This window comes from Ancylobacter oerskovii (genome assembly GCF_018390555.1).
Lineage (GTDB): Bacteria > Pseudomonadota > Alphaproteobacteria > Rhizobiales > Xanthobacteraceae > Ancylobacter > Ancylobacter oerskovii.
The window spans coordinates 100,198-116,955 of sequence record NZ_JAHBGB010000015.1; the positions used below are offsets into that span (position 1 = coordinate 100,198).

Below are 16,758 nucleotides of genomic sequence, written 5' to 3' on the forward strand. Positions count from 1 at the left end.
GCCACTAGCGGAGTAACGGAACATGTCGAGCGAACTGAAGACCATCATCGAGGACGCCTTCGAGAAGCGCGCGGAGATCGGCTTCGACACCAAGGGTCCGGTTCGCGACGCCGTGAACGCGGCGCTCGGCCTGCTCGACGCCGGCAAGGCGCGCGTCGCCGAGCAGGGCGCCGACGGCAATTGGAGCGTCAACCAGTGGCTGAAGAAGGCGGTGCTGCTGTCCTTCCGCCTCAACGACATGGCGCCGATCCCCGGCGCGCCCGGCGGGGCGAGCTGGTGGGACAAGGTGCCTTCCAAGTTCGATGGCTGGGGCGAGGCGGAATATCGCGCCGCCGGCTTCCGTGCCGTGCCGGGCTGCATCGTGCGCCGCTCGGCCTATATCGCGCCGAACGTCGTGCTGATGCCGTCCTTCGTGAACCTCGGCGCCTCGGTCGGCGAGGGCTCGATGGTCGACACCTGGGCCACCGTCGGCTCCTGCGCGCAGATCGGCAAGCATGTGCACCTGTCCGGCGGCGTCGGCATCGGCGGCGTGCTGGAGCCACTGCAGGCCGGCCCGGTGATCATCGAGGACGACTGCTTCATCGGCGCTCGCTCCGAGGTGGTCGAGGGCGTGATCGTGCGCAAGGGCTCGGTGCTGTCCATGGGCGTGTTCATCTCGGCGACCACCAAGATCGTCGACCGCGCCACCGGCGAGGTGTTCGTCGGCGAAGTGCCGGCCTATTCGGTGGTGGTGCCCGGCTCGCTGCCCGGCAAGCCGCTGCCCAACGGCCAGCCCGGCCCGTCGCTCTATTGCGCGGTGATCGTCAAGCGGGTGGACGAGCAGACCCGCTCTAAGACCTCGATCAACGACCTGCTCAGGGACTGATCGGCATCTCCCTCTCCCCGACGGGGAGAGGGAAGTGGAAGGACCCGGCTCAGAGGAGATCTGGCATGGCCGACACCGCTGCTCCCGCCTCCCTGGCCGATCCTGTCGAGATCGCCCGCGCGCTCATCCGCTGCCCCTCGGTGACGCCCGATGAGGGCGGCGCCCTCGGCTATCTCGAAGGCCTGCTCGGCGACGCCGGCTTCACCGTGCACCGGGTGACGCTCAGCGCTCCCGACACGCCGGACATCGAGAATCTCTATGCGCGCTTCGGCACGCGGGGACCCAATCTCTGCTTCGCCGGCCATACCGACGTGGTGCCGCCCGGCGATCCCGCGCATTGGCGCTTCCCGCCTTTCGAGGCGGCGATCCATGGCGGCCTCATCTATGGTCGCGGCGCGGTGGACATGAAGGGCGGCGTCGCCGCCTTCGCCGCCGCGGCGCTCGATCTCGCGGCCGAGCACGGCGACGGTCTGCCGGGCTCGATCTCGCTGCTCATCACCGGCGACGAGGAAGGCCCGGCGATCAACGGCACCGAGAAGCTGCTGCGCTGGCTCGCCGATCGCGACGAGCGGCTCGACCATTGCGTGCTGGGCGAGCCCTCCTCTCGCGCGGTGCTGGGCGACATGGTGAAGATCGGCCGGCGCGGCTCGCTGTCCGGCACGCTCACCGTGCACGGCAAGCAGGGGCATGTCGGCTATCCGCATCTCGCCGAGAACCCGATTCCCGGCATGGCGAAGCTCATCACCGCCCTGCAGGCCGAGCCGCTCGACCGCGGCAACGACCATTTCCAGGCGTCCAATCTCGAGCTGGTCTCGGTGGATGTCGGCAATCCCGCCTTCAACGTCATTCCCGCCGAGGCGAAGGCCCGCTTCAACATCCGCTTCAACGACCTGTGGATGCCCGGCACGCTGAAGGCGGAGATCGAACGCCGGCTCAGGATCGCCGCCGGCAACGAGGTGCGCTTCTCGGTGGCCTTCGAGGAGCGCTCTTCCGACAGCTTCCTCACCGCGCCCGGTGACTTCGTCGATCTCGTGGTGGCCGCCATCAACGAGACCACCGGCCGCACGCCGGAACTCTCCACCACCGGCGGCACCTCGGACGCGCGCTTCATCAAGGATTATTGCCCGGTGATCGAGTTCGGCCTCGTCGGCACCTCGATGCATGCGGTGGACGAATCGACGCCGGTCGACGAGGTTCGGGCCCTCACCCGCGTCTACAAGGACATCGCGACGCGATACTTCGCCGCCTTCGGACGCTAGGACGGGTCGGGCGACGCACCGGCCCGTGCCGCCTCACCGGCTCTGCAGCGCCGGGGCCAGCGGGTCGCCGGTCGTCGAGGACTGGCGATAGCCGTCCACCTGCACATTGCCGCTGATCTTGACGCAGGTCGAGGTCCCGGCGAGGCGGGTGAACCCCTTGCCGTAGCTGGCACAGACGGGATCCGGCCGATCCGCCGTCGCCGGCGGCGTGGCCGCGGTCGGCGCCGGGCTGCCGGCAAGGGCCGGACCGGCCAGCAGGCCGCCGGCGACAAGCAGCGACACGGCAGCCAACGACATGGGCGCCAACGACATGGGAGCGCGGCTGTCCGCGCTTGGCTTCCGGCTCATGATCCCACCCTCCTCCGCTGCCGGGTGCCGCAGCGGACCTGACAACCATCCGATCCGATTGCGGCCCCAGCGGGGCGGTCCGTCCCGCGCGGCATGCCGCCACCGGCCGGCAGGCTCGCCCGTCGCCGCCGCGGATCATAGGATGGCGCGGCAAGCGGAGGGAACCGATTCGATGACGACACAGCCGATACGCCCGGTGCTGGCGATCTCCACCGCGGTCTTCCGCGAGGGGCGCGTGCTGCTCGCCCGTCGCGGCGCGGCGCCGATGCGCGGCCTGTGGTCGCTGCCGGGCGGACGGCTGGAACCGGGCGAGACCCTGGCCGAGGGAGCCGTCCGCGAGGTGATGGAGGAGGTCGGCGTCGCCTGCCGCATCGTCGGCGTGGCCGGCGCGCTCGACATCATCCGCCGCGACGGGGACGGCGCCGTCACCTCGCATTTCGTGGTGATCAGCCATGCCGGCCTCTGGCTCGAGGGCGACGCCTCCACCGGCCCGGAAGCGGCGGAGATCGGCTGGTTCGATCCGCAGCATCTGCCGGCGGACACTACCGACGGCCTTGCCGGAATCGTGACCGCTGCCCAGTTCCTCGCCACCCAGGCCCTCGTCGCCGGCCCTTGACGCCGCCGCCGCGCCGGCCCACCACAGGGACGATGACACGCCGCCCGGCCCACTCCTTCCTCCCGCGACCGTTCCGTCCGCGCCTCGCGCTCGGCATGGTCGCGATCAGCCTCGCGCTGGCCCTGCCGCCACCGGCGGGCGCCCAGGGCGCGCCGCCGAATTCGAGCGGCTCCACGCCCCCCTATGAGGCGGACATGCTGCGGCTGGCGGAAATGCTCGGCACGCTCCACTATATCCGCCCGCTCTGCGGCGCGCCGGACGCGGCACGCTGGCGCGAGGAGATGCAGGCCCTCATCGATGCCGAGCAGCCGTCCGACGCGCGGCGCGGCCTGATGATCGCCGCCTTCAACCGCGGCTATGAGAGCTACCGGCAGGTCTATCACAGCTGCACCCCGTCGGCGGAGCTCGCCGCGCAGCGCTATCTCGAGGCCGGCGCCCGGCTCTCCCGCGACATTGCGGCACGCTACGGCAGCAATTAGCGGCCCCCGCCGCCTCCGGACGGGGATGGAGCCGGCGGCGGCGCCATGTTACCGATGGAGAAAAGCGACCCGCAGGAGCGGACAGATGAGAGCGTGCGCCTGGTTCGTCGTCGTGGCCGTCGCCGGCCTGCTCGCCTCGACGGCCGGCCTGCGCGCCGACGGCTCGGGCGACCCCGCCCCGGCGAGCTCGGATGACGGCAAGTACCTCGACAAGGCCGGCAATCCCACCTTCCGCATCGCGCCGGACGGCACCGTCGATTGGTACACGTCGATCGGCTACATCCGCTACACGGCCAATTGCCTGCAATGCCACGGCCCGGACGGGCTCGGCTCCAGCTTCGCCCCCTCGCTGGTCGACGCGCTGAAGACCATCGACTATGGCCGCTTCATCGACATCGTGACCAACGGCAAGAAGAACGTCGACACCAGCCAGGAGCTGGTCATGCCGTCCTTCGGCGATAATCCGAACGTCATGTGCTACATCGACGCGATCTTCGTCTATCTGCGCGCCCGCTCCGATGGCGCGCTCGGCCGCGGCAGGCCGCAGAAGAACGATCCCCGCCCACCGGGATACAGCGCGACGGAAGACGCCTGCATGGGCTAGGCCGTGGCGGGCGGCGCGTCACCGCCTGCTGCCGACCCGTCCGGCATCTGCTATTCGGTCCTGCTTCGGCAGCAGACCGTGTATCCTCTCATGGGGGATAGACGCCACGGGAAGACACGTCACATGAGCGAGCATCCGCATATCCACGCGACCCATCCCCAGATCGTCAAGCGCCTGAAGCGCTCGCACGGCCATTTGCGGACGGTGATCGACATGCTGGAGGCCGGGCGGTCCTGCCACGACATCGCCCAGCAGCTGCATGCGGTGGAGAAGGCGATCAACCAGGCCAAGAAGACCCTGATCCAGGATCATCTGGATCACTGCCTCGACGAGGTGGTGTCCCCGCTGGAGGGGAACCAGCGGCACTCGATCGACGAGTTCAAGGACATCATCAAGTATCTTTGAGGAGGCACGCCCGGCGCTCGCGCCGCGCGCCGGAACACCCTGCGGATTTTTCATCGCGGCGGCCGGGGCCGGCATCCCCGGAAGAGCAGGGTCGCACCGCGTTGCCGGCCGCCGGCCGCGGCGGGCTATCGGTCCGGCTTGGACTGATCCGCGCCCATGAGCTGGAAACTGCTGCCGGCGGCGGCTCCGGGCGCGCGCCGGACCATGGCATCGTATTCCCGCTGCCGGCTGTCCAGATCGGCGATATGGGCGAAGACGGAATCGACGGCGCCACCCGTGATTTCGAAAGCCACTACCGGCCACAGCCGATCGACCTTCTCTTCGAGCTCGGTCGGCCAGCACCCGGCGGCCAACAGATCTTGCGCGCAGATCGCGCGCGCACGTTCCTCCAACTTGTCCATAACAGCCACGCTGCCGTCGAAAGCGACGGCGTATGAGAAATGTGGCGGAAGATTTGAGGGCACGCCTTGCGTGACACCATTTCGACCGTTGGGATCGATCATCCCAGGCACGGGTTCCCACGGAACAGATGGAGAATAGCACATCGCGCGGGGTACGTCGCGCTCTCAATGGCCGGCGGCGGCGGGAACTCTCGTCCGGCCGGTGCGTTGCCTTTCACCTGAGTTCATGCGTCACCTGAGTTGCGAGGCCTTCCCATGGAAGTCATCAGAGCTTTCAGCGGCGAAGGCTGGTTACGCATCGCCGGGCTCGCCGCCACCACGGCCAGCTACGACATCAAGATCATGCGCCGGGAAGCGACCGAGCCGGTCGGCGGCATGTCCGCGACGGGCTTCCTCGCCACCGAAATGCCGTCGATGATGGGAGCGGGCCTGTTTGCCGCCCTGGTCACGCTGCAGGATGGCAGTTCTCACCGCGGCAGGATAACCGCGGTCTCCGCACGCGGGGTGGATGTCTCTTTCGACGCGCCGCTCAGCCTGCTCCATGCCGCCTAGCAAGGCCGGCTCGGCGATGGCGGGGCCCCCGGAGGGGAAGAATCTGCGGCGGCAGCGGGTGCAGATCTGAACTTCCGGCGCGCTCTCGGGTTGCCTTCCGGAAACAGGAGGTGACCATGATCCTCGAGCATTCCGCAAAACCCGCCGAAGATCTGGAAGACGTTCGGAAAATCCGGTTCTTCTTCCGCGGCGACACCGATGTCGTGCCCTGCCTTGTCAGCTGGGAGGCCCTGGACCGGCTGGAGGGCGGCAAGGCCGCGGACCGCGCCGAGCGCCTCAACCGGTTCGAGAAGCACCGTTCGGCCATCGAGGTCGCCGCGCGGCGTAAATTCGATGCTTCGGAGAGAGAAGTGGTGGTGGAAGCCAGCGATGTGCTGCAAGCCGCAAGGGAAGGATGACGCCCGGCCCGTCGTCGGTTGGCGGCGCTCATCGCCTCGCGCGGTGCCCCCCCGCTCTTCCGCGACCGAAGCTGTTCGCAGGAAAATGTTCCCGTCCGTGCCGGCAGCCTCCCGCGCGGCTCGCGCGGCCACCGTCGAGCCCGCGCGGGTCATCGGAACCGCGCATGGAAGAACGGCAGGCCACGGCTTGGAAGCTGCCGCGGGGCATCGGCGGATAACGCAACGCGCCGGATAGCGCCGTCGGCAGCTGCCGATGCAAACCGTCGATGCAGGTTCGGGATGGCGTGGCCGGAGGCGGGATTTTCGCGGACGGGATCAGATGTCGCGCCGTTCCGATGGTGGAGCCGAGGTCCACCAAACTAATGTTCTGCCATGTCTCCTGACGTCCTCTAGGCGTCAGCATCTCCAAGCTTTTGCGGGCATTTGACCCCGCCGACGTCCTCCAACATTTGTCCGAAGCACGGTCGAGCGTTAGGGTGAATGTTAGGGTGAAGTTGGGGTGAGCGATGGCGCGCGAAGTGAATCGTTTGACCGCTCGCGGCATTGCTGCTGCGTCGAAGCGAGGGAGGCATGCTGATGGCGGCGGTCTTTACCTTGTCGTCGACGCCAATGGCTCAAAGCGTTGGGTCTTTCTGTTCCGCAGGGACGGCAAACTCAAGGAAATGGGGCTTGGTAGCCTGTCATCCGTATCATTGAGCGCTGCGCGAGAGCTCGCAGCCGGTGCACGACAGGTAGTCGCCGCGGGACAGAACCCCATTGAGCTACGCCGGGCGCAAGTGTCCGCAGACGATGTCGTGACATTCGGAGCCTTCGCCGATCAGCTTGTCACCGACATCCAGTCCGGCTTCCGGAACGAAAAGCACCGCTGGCAGTGGAAGCACACCCTCGAAACCTATGCCGCCTCTCTCCGTCCTTTGACGCTCGATGCCGTTACGACCGAGAAGGTTCTGCAGGTGCTGACGCCCCTTTGGCAGACAAAGCAGGAAACCGCCTCTCGCCTGCGCGGTCGGATTGAAAGGGTCCTGGACGCCGCCAAGGCGAAGGGGCTGCGAACCGGCGAAAACCCGGCCCGTTGGCGGGGCCATCTGGATAGCCTGCTGCCGCGCCGGAAAAAGCTTCAACGCGGCCACCATGCAGCCATGCCCTATTCTGATGTCCCCGCCTTCATCGTGGAGCTCCGCAAGAGGGAAGCCGTCGCCGCGCTCATGCTGGAGTTTACCATTCTGACGGCTGCTCGAACCGGCGAAGTGACCGGCGCCACGTGGGGCGAGATAGACCGCAAGGCCAAGCTTTGGACGATTCCGGCAGAACGCATGAAGGCCGGGAAGGCACATCGCGTTCCCCTGAGCGCGAGGGCGCTGGAGATAGTGAAAAAGGTCGAAGTGCTGCGTACGGAAGGCGACTTCCTGTTCCCCGGCCCACAGAAGCGTAAGCCGCATTCCAACATAGCGATGCTCGCCCTGATGAAGAGGCGCATGAAGCTTGAGGATCTGACGGTACACGGCTTCCGATCGTCCTTCCGGGATTGGGCAGGCGAATGCACCGCATTTCCGCGAGAGGTAGCAGAGGCAGCTCTAGCCCATGTTGTGGGAGATGAGGTGGAGCGGGCTTATCGGCGAGGCGATGCACTCGAAAAGCGCCGGGAACTGATGGACGCGTGGGAAAAGTTCGTCACGTCGACGCAAGCCGCCGATGTGGGGGCTATGGTGCGACCGGCGGAAACTTGAAAACAATCAAAAATCAATCAAAGCGACAGCTCACGGATTCACGCCGAAAAACCGTTGCACGTATTGGGGTTATGAGGCTGACTAGGTCGAAAATGGGCGTGTGGATTCACGCCCATCTGGATACCGTAACAGTTCGGATCCCGCATGTCGGCTTACTGGCTTTCTGTGCTCGCCGCCTTGCTCGCATGTACCGTCGGGATGGTGACCTTTCGCCGATGGGTAGCTCGGCGAGCGCTCAGCGACGATGGGGAGGAGAATTCTCCCCCGCTTGCGCCCTCCATGCCCACGGAGGAAGAAACGGACCTTGCCAGATACCTCGCCGGGCCCGAGACGCTCGAACCTCCTCCGCCACGTACTTATCGCTATAGCGCCGGAAGGCCATTGCGCGGCCCTGCTCAACCATCCACTGACCGACGTCCACCCCGCGCGCCTCGCAGGTGGCGATGACGCGTTTGTAGCGGTCACGGCCAGTCGGCTCACAGGCAACCGTGGCCAGGCCGACAAAGTCAGCCAAGGCCAAGGCCGCCAACTGCCCGCAGCGGTAAGGTTCACCCGCAGCACGACGGCATAGCTGCCGGCTCTCGGGAGCATCGATCCCATTCAGTCGGATGCGCTGTCCGTGGATTTCCAACGTATCGCCATCGATGACGGAAGCCTGACCCGTGATGGGCGCGGCGGCGGCGAGGGTGGAAGCGGAGAGGAGAATGGACAAGAAGAGGACTCGGAGCATGGCTTCAAGCTAGCAGCTCGAGGTTTCGCATTTCCCCTATCTGGACCGCCGCCAGCACATCTGCTCGGATGCATCCGGGGGTTGATACATGACACGGCGGAAATCATCACAGCCTAAGGGGAGAAAGCTGCCTCCTGGCCTTTTCCTCCTGTTGCTGCTTGCGCTGCCGCTCGCCTGGTGCAGCAGCAAGGACGCGCCAGATTATCGGGTTGCCACATCGGCGCCGGCACCCGTTGTGAGCCCAGCGGCTGCGCCTGCTCTAACCAGCCCTCCACCTCGCTCGCATGCCGCGGCTTCTTCCCCGCCACCAGATATCGGGCCTGCACCAGCAGCAACGGCGGGGACGACAGAGCTGCCAGAGCCGCTCCGAGAAACGCTCTATGTGACCGCGAAGGTGAACGTCCGCGGGGGCCCCAACACCTCGGGGCGGGTGATCGGTAGCCTTTCCGCTGGCACATCTATCGAGGCGGGAGAGAGCCGAGGCAATTGGCGTCGGGTTCGGCTCGATGGACAAGAAGGCTGGGTTTCGTCCCGCTACCTGTCCGCTCAACCTCCGTCCGTCACCACTCCCGTACGGGAACCCAGTCGGACGGTGGCACGGGTTGCCGCAGAGCCGGATGAAGATGACGACGATAGCGGCGGCGTCACCCCGATCCGCGAACCCTATGTCGGCACCTGCGACTGCCCATACGATGTGATGCGCAACGGCCGGAGCTGTGGTGGGCGCAGTGCTTATAGCCGCCCGGGCGGAAGGAAGCCGAAGTGTTACCGTTGATCGACGCCTTGGTAGCCCTCATCACCGACTTCACCCGCCCTACGAAGTGGGGGCGGAGGTGAGGCCGGGGCGCGTGGCGGCCGGTGCAGCTTGATGCACGGTCGCCGGTTGATGATCGAATGTGAGGGCGCGCTGGATTTGCGCGCGAAGGGCGACATATCGGCGCCACATGAGCGCGATATCAGCAGCGTACAGAAACGAACGGCGACGATGGCTTGGAACATCCGTGACTTTTCGTTCATTTCTCGGTATGAAACAGCATGAGCGGAACAATGGCAATTTCCTCAAGACGGTACACGAAGCGCGCGCGTCAATTCGCGGCGAGCTTTGTTGCGGGGTTGGGTGCGATTGTCTCGGTTTGGCCGCAAACAAGCGTGCCCCGCTATCCTCACGCGTCTGCTACTGATGCGCTTCGGGCTGATGGCGTTCAAATTGGACGTGATATGACCCGGGTAATCGAGCGTGAGCATGCGCGCCGGAAGACGAAGCCGTAATAGCCCTGCCAAGGTAGCCACCGCGCCTGACCCGACGAAGCAACCCGCTCCGAATGGTGGGCACGTTGTAGTGCATACGCATGAAGAGCATTGGGAGGGGCCACTCCCATCTCCTAAGACAATGCGTGAATATCGGGACTTCGGAACGGACTGGCCCGAACGGATTATGGCTCAGTGGGAGACGGAGTCTGCTCACCGCCGCAGCTATGAAACATGGGCGCTCAGAGCGACCATCGCCCGAGACTTGCTGGGCCAGATTTTCGCTGGAGCGTTTGCCCTGAGTGCCCTCTATGTCGCGACAATCGCGTTTAGAGAGGGCTATCCGGCGGTTGCTGCCACAATTGTAGGCGGGACCATCATTTCGGTGGTAGGGGCCTTCCTTTACCAGCGGAATAAGAAGCCCTGATGCCCGGCCAAGCGCCGGGCTTTTTCATTTCCGGGGTGGGAACCGCGGCGTCGCTAGTGAGTTTTGCCGACGCCTGATGTTTCCCCTCAGGCGCGATGGTCAGCACTAGCCCGGCTTCGGCCGGGCTCTTTCTTTCTCGACCGGAACTTATCCGCCGCGCCTGATTTATATGAGCGCCTTGGCTTCGTCGCCTAGGCTGATCGTCACAACTAGCCCGGCTCAGGCCGGGCTTTTCGTTCAGGCCTCGAGCACGCCCTCGGGCACCTGGCCGAACGATGCGATCAGGACGGGCTCGTCAGCGTCATCGCTCTCAGGATCCACATCACGCGAAAACGCCGTAGCGCCGGGCGTCATCGCCACCTCACCATGGCGGTTCCTCTCTAGGGTCAGGCAACCCGGCTTTGACCATCGCCGCATCCACCTTCGCCGCAAGTTCCTTCCGATAGTCCGTGTGACACTCGCCAGCATGCAGCCAGATGTGCTTGCCAGGCTCCGGCGACATGACCGCTAATAGGTGAGAGGTGGGCCTATCCGGATATCCGCACATAGCGCAGCAACCTGGAGCATGATCGGGAAGCATCATGCGCGGGCTATTCAACAGCCGCGCCCGAACCAGCGGGAGCGCCCTTCTGACGGCTGACGCTCGATCAGCGCCACGCTCCATTTCTCGCTGAACAACCCGGCTCCAGAGCTTCGCGATGTCAGCCGATAGCTCGTCCAATTGGCCATTTTCGTTTCCAGCTACATCGTTTTCGGGGGGAACGTGGGGAACAAGGGGAACAGGCTCGACAAATCGTTCCGTAACAACGCTTTGCGGTGTTCCGCACTCTGTTCCCCAACTCACCGGGGCTTGGGGAACAAGGGGAACAATTTCGGTGCGATGCCGGGAAAAGGCAGCAAATCGGGCTGTCATGACCCTTCCTCCCCCTAGAACTGGGCTCGCTGGGCGGCTCGGACCTCTCCCTCATCCTCCTCATCACCGAGGATGCGCGGGGTGATCACGTAGCAGCGGACCGGCGAGGTGAAGCCGGGCAAGCGCGTCTTGACCTGCGGCTTTCCATCCCCGCCGGCCGCCAGATAGTCACGACGGATCAGCGCCTTCGCGACGGAGGCAGCATCGAGGCCGGCACATACCTCGGTACGCCATACCTCAGGCAGCATCAGATATTCGGTGCCGCCTCCGTCAACCCGGCGCCGAAACCCGGCCCGGTTCGGAATGCGCTGCTCGATGGGGGCGCCCTGGCTATCGGTGGGGACGAGCTCACCCATGGCCTCGAAGCGCGATGCTCCATGAAGCTCGATGAACCGCCGCACTGCTGATATCGCTTCGACATCCTCGGCGGGCTCGATCCCCCCGCGGTGGGCCAGCCAATCGCCAAGGCACCACGCCGCGGCCCGCGTCGCCTCTCCCTCCGGCCATGGCAGGATGCCGGCTGCCGTTGCCATCTCGCCAGCGGCGGCCACGAGCCCGAAGCGCGCAGCAACACGGCTGATCTGTCCGTCCGCGCCAGCCGGCGCGTTGTCGCGAAGGAATTCGTCGACATGGTCCTTCACGGCCGGAGCGATGGCGTCAAACTCATCCACCAGCACCCGCAGGAAGGCACGGGTCGGGTGACCATAGTGTTCGCTGGCTGCCACCTTGAGATGCCGGGCGAACGCATCGGCGTTGGCGAAGCCGTGCAGGTTTTCGAACATGCCCATGCCAGCGCCGGCGTCGGCCGGAATATCGACGATGCGGACCTGTTGCCCTGCCGCGGCCCGCCGGCCTCTGCCATCCTCGGCAATCTTGTCGGCAAGGGAGAGCTCACCGCTCGAGAGGAACAACAGCCGCCACTCTGCCGCCGGGCGAGCCTCGCCGGATCGCGACGCCCTCGACTTCCCGACACCGTTCGCAAGCATGTAGGCGATCTGCCCAGCCTCGCGCCCATCTACCTGTCCCATCTCATCAAGGCACAGAAGGCAGTCGCAATGCATACCGGCGACACCCTCCAGCCCATTGGAGGTGGCGCGCCAGGTGCGGACATAGCCGCGAATGCCGCCGCCGCCCCAGGCGGACCCAGCCACGACGAGTGCGGTGCTCTTGCCGGTCGAAGAGGCCCCTCTGAAATGAAAGCCGCCGCTTTCGGATCCGGTCGGATAGAGCAGCGGCGCGGCAAAGGCCGTCGAGAGCGCCAGTGCCAGCCTTGAATTGCCCACGGCATAGCGTGCGATATCTCGCTGCCAGCCCTCCAGCGTCCCGGCCTCACGCAAGGCGTGATCGACGCTGCCGCTGGTCTGCAGAATGATCCGTTCACCCATGGTCGGGGTCCACCGTCTGGTTGCTTAGAATGAACGACTTGCCGTGCCAGCCGACGCGGCCGACACAGCGGGCTTTCTCATCCGGCCGGGCGGTCGAGATGTATTCGTGCAGGGCATCACGGGCGAACTTGCCCGGTGCCATGATCAGGCCGAGGGACAAGAGGCGTTCGCGATAGGCGGTACCGTCGCCAGCCAGCATCGCCATGGGCATAGCCCACTGCTTCCGGCGTCCATCGCGATCCGTCACCGTCAGCAGGCGCCCCCATTCCTCACCGTCCGAGCTGCGGGTCTCGGCCGCGATGTCGAGCTGCGAGCAAAACCACTTCCATTCGGTGGTGATAGCGCCGGTCTCCTTGTCCTTATGGTCGACGCGCTTTTCGACGCCATGCGGCCATGACCGGAACATGCCAGGTGTCGGATCATCGTCTTCGTCGGCGGCGTCAACACGCTCGGCGGCATCGAGATAGGGCGACAGGAACGCCGGATCCTTTCGAATCTCGGCAATGGCCTCTTCCGTCCAGCCTTCATCAGCAGCGTCGGCCAGATCCCAACCGTCCTTGAGCGGGAAATCCCGCAGTATCTTCTCGCCGTCCCGCCAGAACCAGGCGCCGAGACGTTCGGGAGCAAGGTGCAGGACACAAGCGGCGCCGGCCGCGCGGGCGAGCTCGCATACCTTGTCGCCGAAGTCCCAGCCGGGATGCAGCGGCTTGCCCTTGTCGGTCGCGCGCCCCGGCTGGTCATAGTCGGTGGCGATCACCACCGTCCGACCGGCGAGCGGCGAGAAGTCCGTCAGGTGCGGGCTCTTGGCCCCGTGGGCCGGTGTGGTAGCAACCATGTCGGGGAACAGGTCGCGCGCCGCGTCGCAGGTCTTCTCGCCTTCGGTGATCAACACCCATGCCGTGGGATTGGCAATGATGTCCGGAAGGGCGAAGAACGGACGCGGCGCCGGCATGCCCTTCGACCGCCAGCCGCGCTTGCCATCCTCGAGCTCGCAATAGGTGACCGGCAGAATCTCCTTGGCCGGCTCGCCATCCGCACCGGCAAAGTCCCAGCGACAGACATAACCAACGAGCTCACCGGTCGCGTTGTAGTAGGGCCAGGAGCGCGACGGCGCGCCGAGCTTCGGATGCCTGAAGGCCATGGGCGGCGCGTCAGCCGGCACCGGAATGATTGGCCTCTTCGCGCCGGCCGTCGGCGTGGACTGCCGCGCTGCTGCCACCTCATCAGCGGAGAGGGGCGCGAACATGAGACCCGCGTCCATCAGCGCACCTCCAGCATGTCGGCGAGGTGGCGGGCTGCCTCCAGCTGGCTGGAACCTGACAGGTACGCCGCAAGACTGACAGGATCGCCGCCGGCATCGCCAGTCGCGAAATCGGACCACTTGCCGGACGTCATGTTGATGCGGAAGCTGCCAGCCGAACGGTCGGAGCGGCGCGGGTTCAATGCCACCCACTCCCGGCCCTCGCGATGCCCGCCGGGGAGCCAGCGAGACAATAGGGCGGGCAATGCCGCCAGCGCGGCGGCATTCACCTTGTCGAAGTCGAGAGACGGACGGCGATCCGTCGAGAAGCCAAAGGGATGATCCGTCAAAGGCGGTCCTCCCTGTTGACGAGGTGCACCTCGGCATTCCAGCGGATCGCGGCCTCCATCGCCGCAGTGAGAGCGACGGTCTTGGTGGCATCCTCGGCGAGGAACATTCCGCCGTTCTCGTCCGCCAGGAAGCAGACCCACGCCCCCGAATACGGATAGACCAATGCGCAGGACGGGCGCCCGACGAAGTGCGCATCGCTCGGCAGGTAGGGCTCCGTAATCGGAGCGAACGACCTCATGCCCTACCTCCTTCATCGCTCGCCCAGGCATCTCGGAGGCGGCAAAATTCCTGAATGAGGATGTTGATGGCTTCAGTGGTCCAGTAGTCGACCATGGCCTCTTCGGCCGGTCGGCTCGGGTTGACCGCGGCGGCGACGAATGTGGCCATATGAGCCCAGACAGCACTCAGCCGGTCCAGTCTCTCCGCATCCGAGGCGTCGGTCGGTCGGGCGCAATCGGAATCGAATGCGAGGCGCGCTGCACGGATAGCCTCAGTGTGCAGCCTTTCCTTCAGCGCCTTATCGTCATCGCTCCATTCCGGCTCGTAGCTGGCTGGAATGCCCTCCAGCTCTTTCATGCGAGTGGAAAACGTCTGCGCGGCCTCGATCCAGATTGCGTGGATCTCATTCGATCCAGTGACACCCTGCTCGAATGCTACCTGCCTCACCGGCTCTACGGTCGACATCAGATGGCGGTTGATGGTCGCGACACGTACGTCTCGCCGGAAATTGTCGGGGTCTGCGGATCCGTAGGTCCACAGCCAGTCGAACGCCTGTTGGGCGGCCTGATGCGCGATATCGGTTACGAGGGATTTCAGGTTGGCGTCATCCGACATCACCGGACCTCCCTGCCGAGGCCGGCCAGTTCGATATGCGCGAGCACGACAGCGAACGGCACGCCGCAACTCGCCGAGATGCGCCGCGCCCTGATGTGCAGAGGATTGACGCTCGAGGAACCAGACGATCGCCAGTCGAACAGCGGAAGGCCGGCTCCCGGCTGAATTTCCTTGCCCGGATTCCGGGCGTGGGCTAAAAAAGACATTGAAATCATTCCTTTGAGCGGGAAGGTTTCAGACGCGACTTCTCAACACCCGGCGCTGTGGCGGCACCGGGTGTTCGCGTTCTCAGGCAGCGCTGGTCGTAAAGCGCGGCAACTTGCCGAACCACACCTCGATGGCTGCACGGGTAATCACCGTGCGGCGCCCTAACTTGTGAGCCTCCAGGCGGCCGGCCTGGATCTCGTCGTAGATCTTGTTTCGGCCTACCCCCATGACGCGAGCCGCGCCGCTGACGTCATAGGCGAGTGGTTCAGTTTCGGGTTTCGGTCGAAAGCTCATTCTCAGTCCTCAGCATGACCGTTGCGTCAGAGTGTGTCCCGACGTGTTCCGGCGGTTGCTGAGGAAGGTGGCAGGTGAATTTGGCGCTGTAACTGATCGGAAATCGCTATTTAGGTTTACTGGAATTCTGGCGCTGCCAATCCGCCTCCATTGCCTCAAAAACCGGCTTGCACTTACTCCAGCACCGGTAAGCGTAATCTCGCGAGATGTTGAATTTGGACATTGTCTTATCGATTGCGGCTTCAACATTGGAGCCGTTGTAAATTTCAACGCGGACAGCGTCAGCGATAGCGCTTACCGCCATTGCGTCTTGGGGCGCTCCCCTACGCCTGTGCTTGAATTCCAGCTTTCTGTCATTTGCACGCTGGTCGTCGTTAGGTACGAGCAGCTCGATCAATGCTCCACTAATGTCTCGGTGGAGGTTACCCCGCTCCAGCAGTTCAACCAGAGCGCGTCGACCCAGCACCTCAGCGTCTGAGCCACTGGAGGCATAGTGTCGGCGATACAGTCCTTTTGCGTCGGGTTTGATGTAGCCGTTCAAGAATACTCGGGCATACCTCCGACGCTCCGCGTCCGTTTCAAACTGATATGTTTGCGTGTCAAATTGCGTATTTAATCCGGGGGACTTCGCCATAGCCCACGTTGTCCTTTCTTGGCGGCTTCCTCTACCAGATCAAAAGCGCGCTCAGCACCGAGGGAAGCGTGGGGAAACCGAGCGGCGCAACTCGGCTTGTCGGCTGGCCGGCCTATCCCCGTGCAAGATCATGGCGCCGTTGACGATTCGGAACAAGACGCGAACGCCAAGCGTGGTCCGCGCACCTAACCCGTCAAACCACTAGGCGCAGCGGCCCGCTATCGCGACGCTGAGGCCCATAATGGACTCAGTGCGTCGCGCCTACCTCCTGTCCTGGAGAGATTCGATTGTTTAGTTAGAAACCTAGAGCGATCACATGCCCTCCCGCTCGAAATACGCGAGAGCCGCGCGGATGTTGCGCTCAATGAAGTCGTCGAGTTCGGCGCCCCTCTCCGCCTCGCTCAGCATCGTCCTCAAGGCGGCCGCCACGCCCGTCAGCGTCGTCGCTGCCGGCAACGGGTCCATGTAGTAGACGCGGCCGTAGGTTTCATCGGCGAAGGCGTTCGCCTGCTCATCACTGTAGTCATCGGGCAGTTCGGTGTTGAACCGATGCGACTGCACCTTGTAGTCGGCCAACGCAGCGGCAAGAGGATCGGCCGCCGGCAGGGTCGCGACGGCCGGCAACGGCACCGCTGCCGCCGCCACTCCCAAAATCATCTGTCTCCGGTCCATCACGCCGCCCTCCGCTGGGTCGCGCTGCGGAGCCGCAACATGGACATGTGGATCGTGTCCTGTCGGCTCGGGCGCTCGGCGCATTCGAGGGTCAGCAGTTCGAGAATGTGTTTCGGCGTGCAAGTTTGACCCCGTGAGGCGGGGGATCGGCGTCCAACTTTGACCCCCT

24 protein-coding genes are annotated in these 16,758 nt (G+C 65.0%); 11 read left to right on the forward strand and 13 right to left on the reverse strand.

The genetic code is table 11. The features are described 5' to 3' along the window. Positions 1-22: 22 nt before the first annotated feature. Positions 23-865: a 2,3,4,5-tetrahydropyridine-2,6-dicarboxylate N-succinyltransferase gene (gene dapD, locus KHC19_RS08700; RefSeq protein WP_213351967.1), complete on the forward strand. Its 843-nt coding sequence runs from the start codon at positions 23-25 to the stop codon at positions 863-865. Between the two features lie 65 nt (positions 866-930). Then, positions 931-2,124, forward strand: a complete 1,194-nt coding sequence (gene dapE / locus KHC19_RS08705) for a succinyl-diaminopimelate desuccinylase (RefSeq protein WP_213351968.1) — start codon at positions 931-933, stop codon at positions 2,122-2,124. Positions 2,125-2,157: 33 nt separating this feature from the next. On the opposite strand, the gene KHC19_RS08710 is transcribed toward dapE, so the two are convergent. Next, on the reverse strand, positions 2,158-2,421 hold the full coding sequence (locus tag KHC19_RS08710; protein ID WP_246548524.1) for a porin: 264 nt from the start codon (positions 2,419-2,421) through the stop codon (positions 2,158-2,160). A 223-nt stretch (positions 2,422-2,644) separates the two neighbouring features. On the opposite strand from KHC19_RS08710, the gene KHC19_RS08715 reads away from it, so the two are divergent. The 4 genes from KHC19_RS08715 (at position 2,645) to KHC19_RS08730 (ending at position 4,576) form a co-directional block, all read left to right on the forward strand. After that, positions 2,645-3,088 carry an NUDIX hydrolase gene (locus KHC19_RS08715; RefSeq protein WP_213351969.1) on the forward strand — a complete coding sequence of 148 codons (444 nt, stop codon included), beginning with the start codon at positions 2,645-2,647 and terminating at the stop codon, positions 3,086-3,088. Positions 3,089-3,183: 95 nt separating this feature from the next. Continuing rightward, positions 3,184-3,567 (forward strand): TIGR02301 family protein, encoded by a 384-nt coding sequence (locus tag KHC19_RS08720; protein WP_246548526.1) that lies wholly within the window; start codon positions 3,184-3,186, stop codon positions 3,565-3,567. 85 nt (positions 3,568-3,652) lie between these two features. Next, complete coding sequence (locus KHC19_RS08725; RefSeq protein ID WP_213351971.1) at positions 3,653-4,171, forward strand: c-type cytochrome, methanol metabolism-related; 519 nt, start codon at positions 3,653-3,655, stop codon at positions 4,169-4,171. A 123-nt stretch (positions 4,172-4,294) separates the two neighbouring features. Further along, complete coding sequence (locus tag KHC19_RS08730) at positions 4,295-4,576, forward strand: metal-sensing transcriptional repressor (RefSeq protein ID WP_213351972.1); 282 nt, start codon at positions 4,295-4,297, stop codon at positions 4,574-4,576. 125 nt (positions 4,577-4,701) lie between these two features. Here KHC19_RS08730 and KHC19_RS08735 read toward each other — a convergent pair whose 3' ends face one another. Then, entirely contained in the window at positions 4,702-5,079 is a 378-nt protein-coding gene (locus KHC19_RS08735) for a hypothetical protein (RefSeq protein ID WP_213351973.1), read from the reverse strand. A 153-nt stretch (positions 5,080-5,232) separates the two neighbouring features. Between KHC19_RS08735 and KHC19_RS08740 the strand changes: the two genes are divergently transcribed. The 3 genes from KHC19_RS08740 (at position 5,233) to KHC19_RS08750 (ending at position 7,654) form a co-directional block, all read left to right on the forward strand. After that, positions 5,233-5,529, forward strand: a complete 297-nt coding sequence (locus KHC19_RS08740; RefSeq protein WP_213351974.1) for a hypothetical protein — start codon at positions 5,233-5,235, stop codon at positions 5,527-5,529. 116 nt (positions 5,530-5,645) lie between these two features. Further along, entirely contained in the window at positions 5,646-5,927 is a 282-nt protein-coding gene (locus KHC19_RS08745) for a DUF1488 family protein (RefSeq protein WP_213351975.1), read from the forward strand. 506 nt (positions 5,928-6,433) lie between these two features. Then, positions 6,434-7,654, forward strand: coding sequence for a tyrosine-type recombinase/integrase (locus KHC19_RS08750; protein WP_213351976.1), 1,221 nt, complete (start codon positions 6,434-6,436; stop codon positions 7,652-7,654). A 235-nt stretch (positions 7,655-7,889) separates the two neighbouring features. Here KHC19_RS08750 and KHC19_RS08755 read toward each other — a convergent pair whose 3' ends face one another. Beyond that, entirely contained in the window at positions 7,890-8,366 is a 477-nt protein-coding gene (locus tag KHC19_RS08755; protein WP_246548531.1) for a thermonuclease family protein, read from the reverse strand. Between the two features lie 106 nt (positions 8,367-8,472). Between KHC19_RS08755 and KHC19_RS26440 the strand changes: the two genes are divergently transcribed. Then, positions 8,473-9,159 (forward strand): SH3 domain-containing protein, encoded by a 687-nt coding sequence (locus KHC19_RS26440; RefSeq protein WP_378295929.1) that lies wholly within the window; start codon positions 8,473-8,475, stop codon positions 9,157-9,159. A 468-nt stretch (positions 9,160-9,627) separates the two neighbouring features. Continuing rightward, a complete protein-coding gene (locus KHC19_RS26445) occupies positions 9,628-10,059 on the forward strand; it encodes a DUF2335 domain-containing protein (protein ID WP_378297080.1) in 432 nt (143 codons plus the stop codon). A 237-nt stretch (positions 10,060-10,296) separates the two neighbouring features. On the opposite strand, the gene KHC19_RS26180 is transcribed toward KHC19_RS26445, so the two are convergent. The 10 genes from KHC19_RS26180 to KHC19_RS08810 form a co-directional block, all read right to left on the reverse strand. Next, complete coding sequence (locus tag KHC19_RS26180; RefSeq protein WP_281418555.1) at positions 10,297-10,419, reverse strand: hypothetical protein; 123 nt, start codon at positions 10,417-10,419, stop codon at positions 10,297-10,299. Between the two features lie 567 nt (positions 10,420-10,986). After that, entirely contained in the window at positions 10,987-12,357 is a 1,371-nt protein-coding gene (locus tag KHC19_RS08770) for a DUF927 domain-containing protein (protein ID WP_213351980.1), read from the reverse strand. Further along, on the reverse strand, positions 12,350-13,618 hold the full coding sequence (locus KHC19_RS26185) for a DUF927 domain-containing protein (protein ID WP_213351981.1): 1,269 nt from the start codon (positions 13,616-13,618) through the stop codon (positions 12,350-12,352). Before KHC19_RS26185 ends, KHC19_RS08770 begins: the two co-directional genes overlap by 8 nt. Then, complete coding sequence (locus KHC19_RS08780; RefSeq protein ID WP_213351982.1) at positions 13,618-13,947, reverse strand: hypothetical protein; 330 nt, start codon at positions 13,945-13,947, stop codon at positions 13,618-13,620. Before KHC19_RS08780 ends, KHC19_RS26185 begins: the two co-directional genes overlap by 1 nt. Further along, a complete protein-coding gene (locus tag KHC19_RS08785) occupies positions 13,944-14,186 on the reverse strand; it encodes a hypothetical protein (RefSeq protein WP_213351983.1) in 243 nt (80 codons plus the stop codon). The genes KHC19_RS08780 and KHC19_RS08785 overlap by 4 nt, the downstream gene beginning before the upstream one ends. After that, on the reverse strand, positions 14,183-14,782 hold the full coding sequence (locus KHC19_RS08790) for a hypothetical protein (protein ID WP_213351984.1): 600 nt from the start codon (positions 14,780-14,782) through the stop codon (positions 14,183-14,185). The genes KHC19_RS08785 and KHC19_RS08790 overlap by 4 nt, the downstream gene beginning before the upstream one ends. Beyond that, complete coding sequence (locus tag KHC19_RS08795) at positions 14,782-14,988, reverse strand: hypothetical protein (protein WP_213351985.1); 207 nt, start codon at positions 14,986-14,988, stop codon at positions 14,782-14,784. The genes KHC19_RS08790 and KHC19_RS08795 overlap by 1 nt, the downstream gene beginning before the upstream one ends. 82 nt (positions 14,989-15,070) lie before the next feature. Then, on the reverse strand, positions 15,071-15,283 hold the full coding sequence (locus KHC19_RS08800; RefSeq protein WP_213351986.1) for a helix-turn-helix domain-containing protein: 213 nt from the start codon (positions 15,281-15,283) through the stop codon (positions 15,071-15,073). Positions 15,284-15,389: 106 nt separating this feature from the next. Beyond that, a complete protein-coding gene (locus tag KHC19_RS08805; protein ID WP_213351987.1) occupies positions 15,390-15,917 on the reverse strand; it encodes a hypothetical protein in 528 nt (175 codons plus the stop codon). A gap of 312 nt (positions 15,918-16,229) precedes the next feature. Next, entirely contained in the window at positions 16,230-16,589 is a 360-nt protein-coding gene (locus tag KHC19_RS08810; RefSeq protein ID WP_213351988.1) for a hypothetical protein, read from the reverse strand. Positions 16,590-16,758 lie beyond the last annotated feature (169 nt).

Excerpts from the sequence above, each read along its gene's own strand:
- dapE (WP_213351968.1), top strand. The coding sequence starts at position 931 with ATGGCCGACACCGCTGCTCCCGCCTCCCTGGCCGATCCTGTCGAGATC.
- KHC19_RS08735 (WP_213351973.1), bottom strand. The coding sequence starts at position 5,079 with ATGATCGATCCCAACGGTCGAAATGGTGTCACGCAAGGCGTGCCCTCA.
- KHC19_RS08790 (WP_213351984.1), bottom strand. The coding sequence starts at position 14,782 with ATGTCGGATGACGCCAACCTGAAATCCCTCGTAACCGATATCGCGCAT.
- KHC19_RS08740 (WP_213351974.1), top strand. The coding sequence starts at position 5,233 with ATGGAAGTCATCAGAGCTTTCAGCGGCGAAGGCTGGTTACGCATCGCC.
- KHC19_RS08770 (WP_213351980.1), bottom strand. The coding sequence starts at position 12,357 with ATGGGTGAACGGATCATTCTGCAGACCAGCGGCAGCGTCGATCACGCC.
- dapD (WP_213351967.1), top strand. The coding sequence starts at position 23 with ATGTCGAGCGAACTGAAGACCATCATCGAGGACGCCTTCGAGAAGCGC.
- KHC19_RS08805 (WP_213351987.1), bottom strand. The coding sequence starts at position 15,917 with ATGGCGAAGTCCCCCGGATTAAATACGCAATTTGACACGCAAACATAT.
- KHC19_RS08795 (WP_213351985.1), bottom strand. The coding sequence starts at position 14,988 with ATGTCTTTTTTAGCCCACGCCCGGAATCCGGGCAAGGAAATTCAGCCG.
- KHC19_RS08800 (WP_213351986.1), bottom strand. The coding sequence starts at position 15,283 with ATGAGCTTTCGACCGAAACCCGAAACTGAACCACTCGCCTATGACGTC.
- KHC19_RS08710 (WP_246548524.1), bottom strand. The coding sequence starts at position 2,421 with ATGTCGTTGGCTGCCGTGTCGCTGCTTGTCGCCGGCGGCCTGCTGGCC.
- KHC19_RS08725 (WP_213351971.1), top strand. The coding sequence starts at position 3,653 with ATGAGAGCGTGCGCCTGGTTCGTCGTCGTGGCCGTCGCCGGCCTGCTC.
- KHC19_RS26440 (WP_378295929.1), top strand. The coding sequence starts at position 8,473 with ATGACACGGCGGAAATCATCACAGCCTAAGGGGAGAAAGCTGCCTCCT.
- KHC19_RS26445 (WP_378297080.1), top strand. The coding sequence starts at position 9,628 with ATGCGCGCCGGAAGACGAAGCCGTAATAGCCCTGCCAAGGTAGCCACC.
- KHC19_RS08745 (WP_213351975.1), top strand. The coding sequence starts at position 5,646 with ATGATCCTCGAGCATTCCGCAAAACCCGCCGAAGATCTGGAAGACGTT.
- KHC19_RS26185 (WP_213351981.1), bottom strand. The coding sequence starts at position 13,618 with ATGGACGCGGGTCTCATGTTCGCGCCCCTCTCCGCTGATGAGGTGGCA.
- KHC19_RS08810 (WP_213351988.1), bottom strand. The coding sequence starts at position 16,589 with ATGGACCGGAGACAGATGATTTTGGGAGTGGCGGCGGCAGCGGTGCCG.
- KHC19_RS08785 (WP_213351983.1), bottom strand. The coding sequence starts at position 14,186 with ATGAGGTCGTTCGCTCCGATTACGGAGCCCTACCTGCCGAGCGATGCG.
- KHC19_RS08750 (WP_213351976.1), top strand. The coding sequence starts at position 6,434 with ATGGCGCGCGAAGTGAATCGTTTGACCGCTCGCGGCATTGCTGCTGCG.
- KHC19_RS08730 (WP_213351972.1), top strand. The coding sequence starts at position 4,295 with ATGAGCGAGCATCCGCATATCCACGCGACCCATCCCCAGATCGTCAAG.
- KHC19_RS08715 (WP_213351969.1), top strand. The coding sequence starts at position 2,645 with ATGACGACACAGCCGATACGCCCGGTGCTGGCGATCTCCACCGCGGTC.
- KHC19_RS08720 (WP_246548526.1), top strand. The coding sequence starts at position 3,184 with ATGGTCGCGATCAGCCTCGCGCTGGCCCTGCCGCCACCGGCGGGCGCC.